Annotated in this window: 12 protein-coding genes; 11 read left to right on the top strand and 1 reads right to left on the bottom strand. The window is 60.5% G+C overall.

The window, feature by feature from the left end; translation table 11 throughout:
- Window positions 1–38: 38 nt before the first annotated feature.
- The 3 genes from AWB64_RS08945 (at window position 39) to AWB64_RS32520 (ending at window position 1963) form a co-directional block, all read left to right on the top strand.
- Window positions 39–1049: a LysR family transcriptional regulator gene (locus tag AWB64_RS08945; RefSeq protein WP_060818316.1), complete on the top strand. Its 1011-nt coding sequence runs from the start codon at window positions 39–41 to the stop codon at window positions 1047–1049.
- A gap of 405 nt (window positions 1050–1454) precedes the next feature.
- Window positions 1455–1808 (top strand): DUF4148 domain-containing protein, encoded by a 354-nt coding sequence (locus AWB64_RS08940; protein WP_060818435.1) that lies wholly within the window; start codon window positions 1455–1457, stop codon window positions 1806–1808.
- 26 nt (window positions 1809–1834) lie between these two features.
- The gene (locus tag AWB64_RS32520) at window positions 1835–1963 is read left to right on the top strand and encodes a hypothetical protein (RefSeq protein WP_279616253.1); all 129 of its coding nucleotides are present in this window, start codon (window positions 1835–1837) and stop codon (window positions 1961–1963) included.
- Window positions 1964–2031: 68 nt separating this feature from the next.
- Here the strand turns inward: AWB64_RS32520 and AWB64_RS08935 are convergent, their stop codons facing one another.
- Entirely contained in the window at window positions 2032–4581 is a 2550-nt protein-coding gene (locus AWB64_RS08935; RefSeq protein WP_060818315.1) for an adenosylcobalamin-dependent ribonucleoside-diphosphate reductase, read from the bottom strand.
- 232 nt (window positions 4582–4813) lie between these two features.
- Here AWB64_RS08935 and AWB64_RS08930 point away from each other — a divergent pair, with 232 nt between their 5' ends.
- Genes AWB64_RS08930 through mobB form a run of 8 tightly spaced genes read left to right on the top strand, consistent with a single transcriptional unit; the run spans window position 4814 to window position 15524 of the window.
- Window positions 4814–6136, top strand: a complete 1323-nt coding sequence (locus tag AWB64_RS08930) for an MFS transporter (RefSeq protein ID WP_082850401.1) — start codon at window positions 4814–4816, stop codon at window positions 6134–6136.
- A gap of 16 nt (window positions 6137–6152) precedes the next feature.
- Complete coding sequence (locus tag AWB64_RS08925) at window positions 6153–7538, top strand: NarK family nitrate/nitrite MFS transporter (protein WP_060818314.1); 1386 nt, start codon at window positions 6153–6155, stop codon at window positions 7536–7538.
- Between the two features lie 28 nt (window positions 7539–7566).
- Window positions 7567–11307 carry a nitrate reductase subunit alpha gene (locus AWB64_RS08920; protein ID WP_060818313.1) on the top strand — a complete coding sequence of 1247 codons (3741 nt, stop codon included), beginning with the start codon at window positions 7567–7569 and terminating at the stop codon, window positions 11305–11307.
- Entirely contained in the window at window positions 11304–12857 is a 1554-nt protein-coding gene (gene narH, locus AWB64_RS08915; RefSeq protein WP_060818312.1) for a nitrate reductase subunit beta, read from the top strand. Before AWB64_RS08920 ends, narH begins: the two co-directional genes overlap by 4 nt.
- Window positions 12854–13531: a nitrate reductase molybdenum cofactor assembly chaperone gene (gene narJ / locus AWB64_RS08910; protein ID WP_060818311.1), complete on the top strand. Its 678-nt coding sequence runs from the start codon at window positions 12854–12856 to the stop codon at window positions 13529–13531. Before narH ends, narJ begins: the two co-directional genes overlap by 4 nt.
- Before the next feature lie 18 nt (window positions 13532–13549).
- Entirely contained in the window at window positions 13550–14227 is a 678-nt protein-coding gene (narI, locus tag AWB64_RS08905; protein ID WP_060818310.1) for a respiratory nitrate reductase subunit gamma, read from the top strand.
- 20 nt (window positions 14228–14247) lie between these two features.
- Entirely contained in the window at window positions 14248–14997 is a 750-nt protein-coding gene (locus tag AWB64_RS08900; protein WP_060818309.1) for a peptidylprolyl isomerase, read from the top strand.
- A complete protein-coding gene (gene mobB / locus AWB64_RS08895; protein WP_060818308.1) occupies window positions 14994–15524 on the top strand; it encodes a molybdopterin-guanine dinucleotide biosynthesis protein B in 531 nt (176 codons plus the stop codon). Before AWB64_RS08900 ends, mobB begins: the two co-directional genes overlap by 4 nt.
- Window positions 15525–15580: the final 56 nt, after the last annotated feature.

The raw sequence follows: 15580 nt of genomic DNA, 5'->3' as shown, positions 1-15580 counted from the left end.
TATTCCATGCGCGGCGAGGATTTGACGGTGAGAGAAAAATGGACCGGCTACAAGCTATGCAGGTATTTACAAGAGTTGTCGATACCAATAGTTTTTCGCGCGCCGCAGACACGCTGGATATGCCTCGCGCCTCGGTAACGACGATTATTCAGAACCTTGAAGCGTTTCTCAACGTGCGTCTTTTGCAGCGTACGACCCGGCGCTTGAACCTCACGCCTGACGGTGCCGCGTACTACGAGCGCTGCGTGCGAATTCTCGCCGACATCGAAGAAACCGAGAGTTCATTCGCGAATACGGGCAAAGGTCCGCGCGGCAAATTGCGGATCGATATGCCGGGGTCGATTGGACGAATGATCGTCATGCCCCAATTGTGTGAATTCCATTCGCGATATCCGGATATCGAGTTGATGATCGGATTCGGCGACAAACCGGTGGACCTGATTCAGGAAGGCGTGGACTGCGTGATTCGCGTGGGAACGCTGCAGGATTCCAGTCTCGTCGCGCGGCGGATCGGGGTCTTTCAAGGGCTGACCGCGGCAAGTCCGGATTATCTGGAGTTGCATGGCGTGCCTCATACCATCGAGGAATTGCAGCAGCACACGGCGGTGAATTATTTTTCGAGCCGCACTGGCCGCGTGATGGACATGGATTTCGTCATCGATGGAAAAACCGTCGATGTGAAAATGCGCGGCGCGATTGCCGTGAACGACGCAGAGGCCTATCTGGCCTGCGGCGTGAAGGGCGTCGGACTTGTGCAAGTGCCGCGCTTCATGGCGCTTCCGCATTTGCGTTCCGGTGAACTGGTCGAGGTGCTTCCTCAGTGGAAGCCGTTGCCCATGCCTATTTCGGTTGTCTATCCGCATAACCGGCACCTGTCGCCCAAGGTGCGCGTGTTCGTGGATTGGGCCGCCGAATTGTTCGAACGCTGCCCGCTGCTCTCCGGTCAGGAAGATGCGGAAGAGCGTTGCTTGCCGACTGCAACGCCCCGTTCGATGATCGTCAAGCACGGAACGCCGGATGTTGCAGGAACCGCTGAAGTGGTTGTTTAAGATCGTCGCGTGATTCGTTGCGCCGGGTTTGGCCGCTGACTTTCATGGCGATCAAACCCGCGCTGCAACGGCGGCGTGTCCCTTCTTCAACAGAATGTCCGCTAGCCAGGTTTTTTGTTTTCATTGACTCTAAAAGCGCTTTCAACCCTCTTCGCTGTAAGGGCTTGACATCCTATCGCGTCGATAGTTTTTGTTTGAAGCCCCTTGGAACAAGGCTCCTTGCGATTATTCGGATCTCGTGATTAATCAATTCGCCTAAGCATCATTTATCCCGCAGTTCCGCTTGACTACATTTCGTCCTGTCGCAGCACGGCACATTTAATCCGCCGGCCGCTGCCCCGTGCATGTATTCGAATGGCATCGATCAACTCAATGCGTTCGATTCGAACCGACAGGAGCAACACCGTGAAAACCGTAATCGCAGCGCTATCGCTTTCGGCAGTATCCGCACTCGTCTCGACCACTGCTTTTGCCGATGGCGGCATTGGGCGCGCCGGGACATATCAAACCACGGCCACATCCGAGAGCACAATGACACGCGCCCAGGTTCGCGCCGAGCTCGCGGCCGCTTATGCAAACGGGACGTTGCCTGCTTTGAACCGCAACACGTATCCGGACCGCAGCATGGCCGGCATTGCGATCGCCGAACAGCACGAACAGCGCGCTCGCGATGCAGCGCTGGCAGAGCAACGCAATCGTTCGATTGTCGAGTTCGCCAACGGCTCGGCTACGCAAAGCGGCAAGCCGCAAGTTCAATAATCGCTTTGAATGACAAGGAGCCAATCATGGATGATCTCGCACCGCTGGAAGACTTCTCGGCACTCGATGACTGGTTGCCCGAAGCAGAACCGTTGTGGCTTCCGTTCAGACCCGCAGCCGCACGCGAAGAAAGTGTTGTTGAACTGGAAAACTGAAGTTGGCGATGACAGACCGCAAAAGCTTCGCGGTCTGTCGCCGTTTGAATGTGAGCCGTGCGCAAGCGTCAGCCGCAAGCCCCAACTTCACCGCACGCGGTACAGAAGTCGCAGCCGTCCTTGCGAATCATTGCATTCGCGCCGCACGTAGGACATTTGCGGCCGGGGATGGGCAGCAATGCATGAGGATTGGCTGCATCGGCATTTTCTTCCACGACGGCGGTAATGTCGTCATCGATGGATTCATCGGCTTGCGCCTTCGTTTGTTCGGCGTCCTTGCGACGTTGAGCAAGCAGCCGAGACGGCACCTGTCCGCCTTCGACATCGAGGAAACCACGTCGATGCAGAATCTGCTGGATCGCGTAAGCCAGCGCGGCGACTTCGGAATCGTGCCAGCGTGGAGCCTTGTGTCCGTCAAGACGTTCAACGTCGCCCAGGCGCACCTGGCCGCGATCCCATGACACCTTGCGCATGTCCTGCAGGTTGCGTGCTACAAACCCGCCGCGCGCGGCAAGCGACAAGGAGCGCATGGTTGCGGTGATCCATTGCTGCGATTCATCGCGCTGACCGGTTGGAATGAAGAACTCGATAGGCCGCTCGATGGTGACATCTTCGCCGCCAAGCCGTCCGGTAATTTCCATGAACGACACCGCCACGTACAGCGACTTCTTGCCCGCTTGCGTGAGGTATTCCACCTTCTCGATAATCGCCGGCAACTCGCCGCGCGGCCGATGATCGATGGCAATGCGCAGCGGATCAAGCTGCACTTCAGAGTCCGCGGCATCCGATGGATCGGAAGCCACGGCCACGGGCGCCTCGGGCGCGACAGACAGCACCGCGCCCAGCGTGTCGTTTGGCCTGTAGGTAGCGAGCCCTTTGAGGCCGCGGCGCCATGCATCGAAATAAAGATCCTTGAAGGCTTCGAACGGATAATCGGCGGGTACGTTCACCGTCTTCGAAATCGATGTGTCCACATACGGCTGAACGGCAGCCATCATCTCCAGATGATCGTGCGCCGACATTTCCAGCGCGCTGACGAAATAATCCGGCAGTGACTTCACATCGCCCCCAAGCTCCCGATACAGCCGGTACGCATGATCTTCGACCGCGAAGGTTTGCCTGCTGCCGTCCGCCATGCGCTTCGTGCGGTTATATGTCCATGAGAACGCGGGCTCGATTCCGTTGGACGCATTGTCGGCAAACGCGAGACTCACGGTTCCGGTTGGTGCAATGGACAGAAGATGGCTATTGCGAATGCCGTCGCGCCGGATCTCGGCCTTGAGGTCATCAGGCAAACGTGACGCAAAAGTGCCTGTTTCAAGGTACTTTTCTGCATCGAAGAGCGCAAACGCGCCCCGCTCGCGGGCAAGTTGCACCGACGCGCGATACGCTTCGTCGCGCATGGTGCGCGCCACGCGCGTGGCAAAGTCGCGTCCCTCCTGCGAGTTGTAGCGCACGCCAAGCATCACGAGCGTGTCGCCCAGACCCGTAAAGCCAACGCCAATGCGCCGCTTCTCGCGCGCCTCCTTGTCCTGCTCGGGCAATGGCCAAAGCGTGACGTCGAGCACGTCGTCGAGAAAACGAACCTGCGTGCGGGTGCTCTTGCCAAGCGCGTCCCAATCGAACACGGGCGTGCCGCCGTGCCGCTGCGCGAACGGATCGCGCACGAAGCACGTCAGGTTCAACGGCCCGAGATTGCAGCAGCCATACGCGGGCAAAGGCTGCTCGCCACACGGATTCGTTGCACGGATCGATTCCACGGCGCGCAGGTTGTTGTCGTCGTTCATGCGCGACATGAAGACCACGCCCGGCTCGGCCACGTCGTAGGTCGAACGCATGATCGTGTCCCACACTTCGCGTGCACGGACCTCGCGATACACCCACAAACCATCGTCACGCTGATGCGCGTCCACCGACGCCTTGAACGAAGGCGAAGGTTCCGCCCGATGCACGAGCTGCCACTGCGCGTCGTCGGATACGGCCTGCATGAACTCGTCGGTCACGGCAACCGATACGTTGAAGTTGTTCCAGCGCCCTTTAACGTGCTTCGCCGCGATGAACTCGAGCAAGTCAGGATGCGTGCAATCGAGAATGCCCATCTGCGCGCCGCGCCGCGAGCCCGCGCTTTCCACGGTCCTGCACGAAGCATCGAAGACATCCATGTAGCTGCACGGACCCGACGCCGATGAACCCGTTGAATGCACCCGTGCACCCTTTGGCCGGATAGCGGAAAAGTTGTAGCCCACGCCGCCGCCGCGCCGCATGGTTTCAGCCGCCTGCAACAATGCGACATAAATGCCCGGCAAGCCGTTCTCGTCCGTGCCCTGGATCGCGTCGCCCACAGGCTGCACGAAACAGTTGATGAGCGTCGCCTCGATACCCGTGCCGGCCGCGCTCATGATGCGCCCCCCGCCCAGCGCGCCGCGCTGGAAATTCTCGAAGAACTCTGTCTCCACCTGCTTTCGAAGCGCCTCCGGTTCCGCGAGCGCCACGCCTCGCGCGACCCTTCTATAAATATCTTCAATGCGCGTTTCGTCGCCCTTCGCATACTTTTCCAGCATCACATCAGTGGAAAACTGCTGCGGCAAAAAGGTAAGTTTCAGATCGTCTTCAGCCATGTTCTTTCCTCATGTCCAGCGATGCTGCATTGCATCGCCGCGTTGTATCGGATGGCGGCGCGCCCGTGGGTCAGCGGGCACACGTTGCAGTTTTACTCCTTTCGGAGTACTTCCGCCGAAGGAGCGACATGGAGTCGCGTCCTCCCATCGGCGAATGGCCGGCACGCCGCGCAGTTCCTAATCTTGCAGTCGATTCCCACTACAACGCAAACTTAATCGACAGGCACGCACCATGACTGCCTCAAGCAGGAAACCCGGCAAAACGCCGAACAAGCCCCGCGCCCCCAAGCCGCCCGCTACGACCACCGCGTCCACGGCCGATCCGCGCGCCTGGCGCGTGCTGTGGTCCAGCACCTTCGCGTTCACCATCTGCTTTGCAATCTGGATGATGTTCGCGATTCTCGGCATTCCGCTGAAGACACAACTCGGCCTCACCGATACCGAATTCGGCCTGATCGCCGCCACGCCGGTTTTATCGGGCTCGCTCGCGCGCGTGCCCCTTGGCATCTACACGGATCGCTTTGGCGGACGCATCGTCTTTCTCCTGACGATGCTCGTGACCGTCATTCCGCTGTGGTTGCTGGCGTATGCCACGCAGTTCTGGCAATTCATCGTGCTCGGGCTGCTCGTGGGCCTCTCCGGTGCATGCTTTTCGGTTGGCACGCCCTACGTGGCGCGATGGTTTCCAAAGGAACAGCAGGGTTTTGCGATGGGCATCTTCGGGGCCGGCAACAGCGGGACGGCACTGACCAAGTTCGTCGCGCCGGTGATGATCGTGACAGCAGGAACATGGACGATCGTGCCAAAGGTGTATTCCATCGCCATGCTCGTTACGGCCGCGCTGTTCTGGATCACGTCGGCGACCAATCCCGCGCATCGCGTCGAGAATCCGCCTACGTTTGCGAGCCAGTTGAGCGTGATGAAGGATCGTCGCGCGTGGCGCTACTCGCAGTATTACTCGGTCGTGTTCGGCGGTTACGTTGGCCTTGCGCTGTGGCTGCCGCATTACTACGTCAGTCACTACGGCTTTCACATTGAGCAGGCCGCGTTGCTGGCCGCGTGTTTCTCGCTTCCAGGCGGCGTGCTGCGCGCCATCGGCGGATGGCTGTCCGATCGCTTCGGCGCGCAGAAAACCACCTGGGCCGTGATGTGGACCGTGCTCGCGTGCTTCTTTTTCCTGAGCTATCCCGACACCGCCTTGACCGTGCAATCAAGCTTCGGTCCGCTCGCTTTCAATATTGCCGTGTCGCCCACGGTCTTTACGGTGTTGATGTTCACGGTCGGCATTGCAATGGCGATTGGCAAGGCGTCGGTCTTCAAGTTTGTCTCCGATGAATACACCGGCAACATCGGCGCGGTGTCCGGCGTGGTCGGTCTTGCCGGCGGCATTGCCGGCTTCGCGCTGCCCATTCTCTTTGGCTTGCTCGCCGACCTGACCGGCGTCAGCAGCTCGTGTTTCATGCTGCTTTTCGGCGCAACGGCCGTGAGCCTGATCTGGATGCACTTCTCTTTCCGCGCGCATGGGCCAGCCGTCCTGCCCCGCGCCTCCGTCTAACGCCACCGGCAAAAACATGTCCAACTATGTCCTGAAAAATTGGGAGCCGGAAGATCCGGCTTTCTGGAAAACACGCGGTTCATCCATCGCCAATCGCAACCTTTGGATCTCGATTCCGGCGTTGATGCTCGCGTTCTCGGTGTGGTCCTTGTGGAGCGTCGTAGTCGTCAATCTCGACAAAGCCGGCTTCCATTTCACGAAGAACGAGTTGTTCTGGCTGACCGCATTGCCCGCGCTCTCAGGCGCCACGCTGAGAATCTTTTATTCGTTTCTCGTGCCCATTTTCGGCGGCCGGCGCTTCACGGCGTTCTCCACCGCCACGCTGCTGATTCCTGCGCTCGGCATGGGCTTCGCGTTGCGCGACCCGGCGACCGGCTACTCCACCATGCTCGTGCTTGCCCTGCTGTGCGGATTCGGCGGCGCGAACTTCAGTTCATCGATGGCGAACATCAGCTTCTTCTTTCCCAAGGCGCAGAAAGGACTGGCTACTGGATTGAACGCGGGCATCGGCAATCTTGGTGTGTCGGTGGTCCAGTTCGTCACGCCGCTCGTGATTGCCACGGCGGCATTCGTGTCGCTTTCGGGCAGCGGGCAGACGTTCGTCAAGGACGGCGTCGAGCACGGCATCTGGCTGCAGAACGCGGGCTTCATCTGGGTGCCGTTCATCGTTGCATCGTCAATTGCGGCCTGGTTCGGCATGAACGATATTGCCGACGCCAAGGCTTCGTTCTCCGATCAGGCCGTGATCTTCAAGCGCATGCACAACTGGCTGATGTGCTGGTTGTATATCGGCACATTCGGCTCGTTCATTGGTTTTTCGGCGGGCTTCGCGCTGCTGACTAAAGCGCAGTTTCCATCGATCAATCCGACCGCCTATGCGTTCCTCGGGCCGCTCGCCGGCGCGTTGGCGCGGCCCGTGGGCGGCTGGATCTCCGACCATCTGGGCGGTGCTCGCGTGACGCTGTGGACCTTCATCGCAATGATCGCAGCCGTGTTTGGCGTCATTTCGTTCATGCCGGGCGCAGGGTCGGCGGGCAACTTCGGCGGCTTCCATGCCATGTTCATCGTGCTGTTCATGCTCACGGGCATTGGCAACGGCTCGACCTTCCGCATGATCCCGGTGATCTTCATGACCCAGCATCAGCGGCTTGCCAAAGGGCTTGATGCCACCGCGCAGCGCCTGGCGCTTCACAACGCCGCGAAGGAATCGGCGGCCGTGCTGGGCTTTTCCGCGGCAATCGGCGCGTATGGCGGCTTCTTCATTCCCAAGACCTTCGGCACCGCGCTCGACATGACCGGCTCGGCCGTTCCCGCGCTGTATGTGTTCATCGCGTTCTATGTGACCTGCGTCGCCATCACATGGTTCTTCTACGCACGCCGCAACGCCGGCATGCCGTGCTGACACGCCCTATTCGACACAGGACAAAACAATGAGTCATTTTCTGGATCGCCTGAAGTTCGTCAAGCGCACGCAATCGACGTTCTCAAACGGGCACGGCGCGGTTGTCAACGAAGACCGCAAGTGGGAAGACGGCTATAGAAACCGTTGGCAGCACGACAAGATCGTGCGCTCCACGCATGGCGTGAACTGCACAGGCTCATGCTCGTGGAAGGTGTATGTCAAGAACGGCCTGATTGTCTGGGAGACGCAGCAGACCGACTATCCGCGCACGCGCGCCGACCTGCCCAATCACGAACCGCGCGGCTGTCCGCGTGGTGCGTCGTATAGCTGGTATGTGTATTCCGCGCAGCGCGTGAAATACCCGATGATCCGCGGCCGCCTGATGGAAATGTGGCGCGAAGCGCGGGCAAGCATGGACCCGGTCGCGGCATGGGCGTCGATTAGTCAGGATCCCGTAAAGTCAAAACGCTACAAGAGCGTGCGTGGACTTGGCGGCTTCGTGCGCGCCGACTGGAACACCGCTAATGAAATGATCGCGGCGGCGAACGCGTTCACCGTCGGCAAGTTCGGACCGGACCGCGTAATCGGTTTCTCGCCGATCCCCGCCATGTCGATGGTCTCCTATGCCGCGGGCTCGCGTTATCTCAGCCTGATCGGGGGCGTGTGCCTTTCGTTTTACGACTGGTATTGCGATCTGCCGCCGGCTTCCCCGCAAGTCTGGGGCGAACAGACCGACGTGCCGGAATCCGCCGACTGGTACAACTCGACGTATCTCATGGTATGGGGATCGAACATTCCCCAGACCCGCACGCCCGACGCGCATTTCTATTCCGAAGTCCGCTACAAGGGCACGAAGACCGTGGCGGTATCGTCGGACTTCGGCGAAATGGTCAAGTTCGGGGACATCTGGCTCGCGCCGAAGCAAGGCACCGACGCGGCTCTCGCCATGGCAATGGGCCATGTCGTGCTGAAGGAATTTCACGCGGCCAATGCGTCGAACAAGTCCGCGTATTTCCGTGACTATGTCAAGCAATACACCGACATGCCCATGCTCGTGCTCCTGCGCGACAACGGCGAGACCCTCGTTCCCGATCACTTCCTGCGCGCATCGCACCTCGCCAGCAATCTCGACGAAGCCAACAACGCGCAATGGAAGACGCTCGTGCTCGACGCCGCCAGCGGCCAGATCGTCGCGCCCAACGGCACTGTCGGCTTCCGCTGGAACGAAGCTGCGCACAATGACGGCGAGAAAGTCGGCCGCTGGAACCTCGAGCTGAAGGACGGCGGAAGCGGCCGCGCGATCGATCCGCGTCTTTCCATGATCGATACGCAAGATGAAGTCGCCACTGTCGGTTTCCCTTATTTCGGCAGCGAGCACGACGCACTGCTGGAACGCCGCGTGCCGGCAAAGCGCGTCACCCTCGCCGATGGAACCAGCGCGCTGGTAGCAACCGTGTTCGACCTGCAGATGGCGAACTACGGCGTGGACCAGGGCCTGGGCGGCGCTAATGTCGCAACGAGCTATGACGACGATGTTCCCTACACGCCCGCATGGCAGGAAAAGCACACCACGGTCCCGCGCAATTTGGTAATCCAGGTCGCGCGCGAATTCGCGACGAATGCCCATCAGACCGAGGGCAAGAGCATGGTGATCGTGGGCGCGGCGCTCAATCACTGGTATCACAACGACATGATCTATCGCGGCATCATCAACCTCCTGATGATGTGCGGCTGCGTGGGCAAGAGCGGCGGCGGCTGGGCGCACTATGTGGGCCAGGAAAAACTGCGTCCGCAATTCGGCTGGGCGCCGCTGGCGTTCGCGCTCGACTGGTCGAAGCCGCCGCGCCAGATGAACGGCACGTCGTTCTTCTACAACCACACGAGCCAGTGGCGTCACGAGAAAGTGGGCCTGGGCGAAATCCTCTCGCCAACCGCGAACAAGGGTAAGTATTCGAACCTCTCGATGCTCGATCTGAACGCGAAGTCCGAGCGCATGGGCTGGCTGCCGAGCGCGCCGCAACTCGGAGCAAATCCGCTCGATCTCACCGACGAAGCCGCGCGCGCCGGCATGAAACCCGTGGACTACGTGGTCGACCGCTTGAAGTCGGGCGCACTGCAGTTCGCCTGCGATGACCCCGATAACCCGGTCAACTTCCCGCGCAACATGTTCGTCTGGCGTTCGAACATTCTGGGCAGTTCAGGCAAGGGCCATGAGTACTTCCTGAAGTATCTGCTCGGCACGCAGAACGCCCTCTTCTCCGACGAAAACGACGCCATCATGCCGGGTCAGGTGAACGTGCGCCCCGCCGCTGAAGGCAAGCTCGACTTGCTGACGGTGCTCGATTTCCGCATGAGCACGACCTGCCTTTACGGCGACATCGTGCTGCCTACGGCTACTTGGTACGAGAAGGACGACCTGAATACATCGGACATGCATCCGTTTATTCATCCGTTGTCTGAAGCGGTTCAACCGTTGTGGGAAAGCAAGAGCGACTGGGAAATCTACAAGGGCATTGCCGAGAAATTTGCCGAGATCGGCGGCGCGCATCTGGGCACGCGGACCGATCTGGTCTGCACGCCGCTCATGCACGACACGCCGGGCGAACTTGGCCAGCCATTCGAGCCGAAGGACTGGCGTGCCGGCGAATGCGACCTGATTCCAGGCAAGACCGCGCCGTCCATGACGGTCGTCGAGCGTAACTACAAGGACGTGTATCGCAAGTTTACGTCGGTCGGTCCGTTGCTCGACACACAGGGCAATGGCGGCAAGGGCATCAACTGGAACAGCGCGCTCGAAGTCGGCGAACTCGCGAACATTACCCATACCGTCACCGAACCGGGCGTGAGCCAGGGGCGGCCACGGTTGAACACGGCTATCGACGCCGCCGAGATGATTCTCACCTTCGCGCCGGAAACGAACGGGCACGTGGCGGTGAAGGCATGGCAAGCGCTTTCAAAGATCACGGGACGCGAACACGCGCATCTGGCGCTCGGCCGCGAGCACGACAAGATCCGTTTCCGCGATGTCCAGGCCCAGCCGCGCAAGATCATTTCCGCGCCAACCTGGTCCGGACTCGAATCCGAGGAAGTGAGCTACAACGCCGGTTATACGAACGTGCATGAACTGATCCCATGGCGCACGCTGACGGGTCGCCAGCAGTTTTATCAGGACCACAGATGGATGCTGGATTTTGGCGAAGGGTCGTGCGTGTATCGCCCGGCTATCGACACGAAGACAATCACCCAGATGCTCGGCGCGAAGCCAAATGGCGAACACGAACTCGTACTCAACTGGATCACGCCGCACCAGAAATGGGGCATCCATTCGACTTACTCGGACAACCTGCGCATGTTGACGCTCTCGCGCGGCGGACCTCATGTGTGGGTCTCCGAAGCCGAAGCCCGGGAATCGGGTCTGGTGGATAACGACTGGGTCGAAGTGTTCAACGTGAACGGCACGCTGACGGCGCGAGTCGTGGTGAGCCAGCGCGTGCCGCGCGGCATGTGCCTGATGTATCACGCGCAGGAAAAAATCGTCAATGTGCCCGGCGCCGAGACGAGCGGGATGCGCGGCGGTATCCATAACTCGGTCACGCGCACGGTGCTCAAGCCCACGCACATGATTGGCGGCTACGCGCAACAAGCCTACGGTTTCAACTACTACGGCACGGTGGGATCGAATCGCGACGAATATGTGATCGTGCGCAAGATGAAAAAAGTGGCGTGGCTCGAAGGCCCGCTCAAGGAAAGTGAAGGAGCAGCATCATGAAAATTCGTGCGCAAGTCGCAATGGTGTTGAACCTGGACAAGTGTATTGGCTGCCATACCTGCTCCGTCACCTGCAAGAACGTGTGGACGTCGCGCGATGGCGTGGAGTACGCGTGGTTCAACAACGTGGAGACGAAGCCGGGTATCGGCTATCCGAAGGAATGGGAGAACCAGAGGAAGTGGCAAGGCGGCTGGATACGCGACGCGGCCGGCCGGCTGCGTCCGCGCCAGGGCGGCAAGCTCAGGGTGCTCGCGAACCTGTTTGCAAATCCGAACCTGCCGGCTATCGACGACTACTACGAGCCATTCACGTTCGATTACGAGCATTTGCAGAAGGCGCGTTTGAGCGAGACCCCGCCGACCGCACGCCCCGTTTCCGTCATCACCGGCAGGAAGATGGAGAAGATCGAATGGGGTCCGAACTGGGAAGACGATCTTGGCGGCGAGTTTTCATCGCGCGGACGTGACGCGTTGTTCGAGGACGTGCAAAAGGAGATGTACTCCACGTTCGAGAACACGTTCATGATGTACTTGCCGCGCCTGTGCGAGCACTGTCTGAACCCGGCATGCGTGGCCTCGTGCCCGTCCGGTTCCGTGTACAAGCGCGAAGACGACGGCATTGTCCTCGTGGACCAGGACAAGTGCCGCGGCTGGCGCATGTGCATATCCGGCTGCCCATACAAGAAGATCTACTTCAACTGGAAAAGCGGCAAGGCCGAGAAGTGCATCTTCTGTTATCCGCGGCTTGAAGCCGGTCAGCCGACCGTTTGCTCCGAGACCTGCGTCGGGCGGATTCGCTATCTCGGCGTGCTGCTTTATGACGCCGACAAGATTGGCGAGGCGGCATCGGTTGAACGCGAGAAGGATCTGTACCAGTCGCAACTCGACGTATTCCTCGATCCACATGATCCCGCCGTGCAGGCCGAAGCGCTCGCGCAAGGAATTCCGCAAAGCTGGCTGGATTCCGCGCGCAAGTCGCCGGTCTACAAGATGGCCGTGCAATGGAAGGTCGCATTCCCGCTGCATCCCGAGTACCGCACGTTGCCGATGGTCTGGTATATCCCGCCGCTTTCGCCGATTCAATCGGCGGCCGATGCGGGTCATATCGGCATGGACGGCATCATTCCGGACGTGAAGAGCCTGCGCATTCCCGTGAAGTACCTGGCGAACCTGCTGACCGCTGGCGACGAGGCGCCCGTCACGTCCGCCCTCGAACGCATGCTCGCCATGCGCGCGTTCAAACGCGCGGAAGTCGTGCATGGCCGCGCCGAGCCGGAATTGCTCAAGGGCCTGGACATCACGCCCGCGCAAGTGGAAGACATGTACCAGACCATGGCGATCGCGAACTATGAAGACCGGTTCGTCGTGCCGTCATCGCATAAGGAAATCGTGGAAGACAGCTTCAACGACAAGGGCAGTTGCGGCTTTACGTTCGGCAATGGCTGCTCGGGCGGGGTATCGGAGGGATCGTTGTTCGGGAAGAAACCGCAAGGCAGCGTGGTATTTGCCGACATGCCAAAGTCGCGCAAGAAAACAGAGGTGGCGTCATGACCGCTGCGCGCAGACCGCTTTCCATCTACACGTTGCTGGCAAGCTTGCTCGATTATCCCGAGCAGGAATTGCTCGATGCATTGAACGAAATCCGCCAGGAATTCGCGGCTTTCCCGGAGACCGCTGGCGCGGCGCTGCAACCACTGCTCGCCTTGCTCAGCGAAAGCACGTTGATCGAGTTGCAGGAAAACTATGTCGCGACGTTCGATCGCAATCCTGCACATTCGCTGCATCTGTTCGAGCATGTTCACGGCGAAAGCCGTGATCGCGGGCAAGCGATGGTCGACCTGCTCGAGGAATATAAGCGGTATGGTCTCGAGATGGCGACCAACGAGTTGCCTGATCACGTACCGCTGTTTCTTGAAGTGCTCGGCAACATCGAGCCTTCCGAAGCGCGGACGCTCCTCGACGAAGCCATCCACGTCCTTGCCGCGCTTGGCGATCGCCTTGCGCGCGATGAAAGCCCATACGCGGGCGTATTCACCGTCCTGCGTTCAATGACCGATGTCGTGCCGCAACCGGCCGAGGTTCCGCCTATCCGCGACATGGACGAGGCGCTCGAACGCTTCGGCCCGGGCGCTGACGGAGTCGAACCGCTGCTTGCTCCATCCACCTCCGCGCCCATGGCCAAGCCGATGCAATTTCATCCGCGGCCGCCGGCCACGGCCAACTGAGTTACAGGGACCACGCTCATGCTCAATCAATTTCTGTTTGGCATTTATCCGTATATCGCGGCGGCCATTTTCCTGTTCGGCAGCCTCGCGCGTTTCGAACGCGAGCAGTACACGTGGAAGACCGACAGTTCGCAACTGCTTCATCGCGGCAACCTGCGGCTCGGGAACATCCTGTTTCACATCGGCATTCTCGGGTTGTTCTTCGGGCACCTCGGCGGATTGCTCACGCCGGTCGCCGTATGGGATTACCTCGGTGTCGATCACGGCACGAAGCAGGCGGTCGCCATGATCGCGGGCGGCATCATGGGCTGGCTGTGTCTGTCGGGCCTGCTCATTCTGATTCACCGGCGCATCTCCAGCGCGCGTATTTCGGCTGTAACGCGCACCGGCGACAAGGTTCTGCTGCTCTGGATTCTCTGCACGTTGCTGCTTGGCCTCGCGACCATCGGCGAATCGTCGGCTCATATGGACGGCCACATGATGGTCCAGCTCATGACGTGGGCGCAGCACGTAGTCACGTTCCGCGGCGACGCCGCGAGCTTCGTTGCAGACGCCCCGCTGTTGTTCCGCCTGCATCTCTTCATGGGCATGACGCTCTTCGTGATCTTCCCGTTCACGCGGCTCGTGCATGTGTGGAGCGGCTTCGCGTCGGTCACTTACCTGGGCCGCGCATGGCAGCTCGTGCGTCCGCGCTGATCCATTGAAAGGAGAACATCATGGCTGTGATCGTCAACGGCACTGAGCTGACCGACAAGGACATCGAGCGTGAGCTGGCCGCCCATGCAGACATGCCCGACGCGCAGCAGGCGGCGCTCACCGCTGCCGTGTTGCGCCGTGTGCTGCTCGATGAAGCCGCGCATCTGAACCTGGCATCTGCATCGAACGACGAGCAGTTGATCGAAGCGCTGCTCGATCATCAACTCGCCGGGTCGGTCGGGCCCACGCAAGAAGAATGCGAGCGCCACTATCTTGCCGATCAGGAACGCTGGCGCATGAACGAGCGGGCGCGGGTGAGCCATATCCTGTTCCAGGTCACCGAGCGCGTGGATCTGGCGGCGTTGAAAACGCGCGCTCAGCAAACGCTTGATGACCTGTTGCTCGCGGGCGATGACATCGAACAGCGCTTCACCGATGCCGCACGGACGCTGTCGAATTGTCCGTCGGGCGCGGATGGCGGCGCGCTCGGGGAAATCGGCCGCGGCGATACCGTGGCAGAATTCGAGCGCGCGGTATTTGCCGCGCCCGCGGGCACGCTTTGCCCGGCGCTCGTGGAAACGGAATTCGGGTTTCATATTGTCCGTGTCCATGACAAATCGCCGGGCCATGTGTTGCCATTCGAGCAGGTCGAGCTGCGTATCCGCGACGCCATGTCGCACGCACTGCGCGATCTTGCCGAGCGGCGCTACGTGACTGAAGCGGTAGCGCGCGCGGACATCGTGGGATGGAAAGACGGGAAAGCGATATGACGCAAGCCGCGGCGAAGCTGCGCATCTTCGGAATTTGCGGGCGCTCGGGACAAGGCAAGACCACGCTGATTGAAGCGTTGCTGCCCTGGTTCCAGGCTCGCGGCCAGGTGGTGAACGTGGTGAAGCACAGCCATCATTCAATCGACCTGGAGCCGCCGGGCAAGGATAGCGCGCGGTTTCGCGCCGCCGGCGCGGGTGAAGTGCTGATTGCTTCGCCGTACCGGTATGCGATCGTGCGAGAACTGCACGACGCGCCCGAACCGCCGCTCGCCGACCTGATTGCGCGCCTGGGTCCGGCCGACCTGACGCTCGTGGAAGGCTTCACGCGCGAGACTTTGCCTCGGCTGGAAGTCGTCCGGCCTGGCGAAGGGCGCGACCCGCTGTATAGAACCGATACCGCGATCCTCGCCATCGCCACGGACGACGCCCCGCGTCTTCATGACGCACCCAACGTTCCGCTTCTGCCTCTGGCGGACATCGCGGGAATTGGGGAGTTCATATGCAAAACAGTCGGACTCTCGCTTTAAAACGCTCGCGCGCCGCATAATCGTTCCCTTGGCTTTTCCCGGGCGCATGCGCACGC

Source organism: Caballeronia sordidicola, assembly GCF_001544455.2.
Taxonomy (GTDB): domain Bacteria; phylum Pseudomonadota; class Gammaproteobacteria; order Burkholderiales; family Burkholderiaceae; genus Caballeronia; species Caballeronia sordidicola.
The sequence above is the reverse complement of the archived record's forward strand: the minus strand, read 5'-3'. Positions and strand labels throughout refer to the sequence as shown.

Coding starts and splice junctions, on each gene's coding strand:
- AWB64_RS08900 (WP_060818309.1), top strand. CDS start 14,248: ATGGCTGTGATCGTCAACGGCACTGAGCTGACCGACAAGGACATCGAG.
- AWB64_RS08945 (WP_060818316.1), top strand. CDS start 39: ATGGACCGGCTACAAGCTATGCAGGTATTTACAAGAGTTGTCGATACC.
- mobB (WP_060818308.1), top strand. CDS start 14,994: ATGACGCAAGCCGCGGCGAAGCTGCGCATCTTCGGAATTTGCGGGCGC.
- AWB64_RS08920 (WP_060818313.1), top strand. CDS start 7,567: ATGAGTCATTTTCTGGATCGCCTGAAGTTCGTCAAGCGCACGCAATCG.
- narH (WP_060818312.1), top strand. CDS start 11,304: ATGAAAATTCGTGCGCAAGTCGCAATGGTGTTGAACCTGGACAAGTGT.
- narJ (WP_060818311.1), top strand. CDS start 12,854: ATGACCGCTGCGCGCAGACCGCTTTCCATCTACACGTTGCTGGCAAGC.
- AWB64_RS08930 (WP_082850401.1), top strand. CDS start 4,814: ATGACTGCCTCAAGCAGGAAACCCGGCAAAACGCCGAACAAGCCCCGC.
- AWB64_RS08935 (WP_060818315.1), bottom strand. CDS start 4,581: ATGGCTGAAGACGATCTGAAACTTACCTTTTTGCCGCAGCAGTTTTCC.
- narI (WP_060818310.1), top strand. CDS start 13,550: ATGCTCAATCAATTTCTGTTTGGCATTTATCCGTATATCGCGGCGGCC.
- AWB64_RS32520 (WP_279616253.1), top strand. CDS start 1,835: ATGGATGATCTCGCACCGCTGGAAGACTTCTCGGCACTCGATGACTGG.
- AWB64_RS08925 (WP_060818314.1), top strand. CDS start 6,153: ATGTCCAACTATGTCCTGAAAAATTGGGAGCCGGAAGATCCGGCTTTC.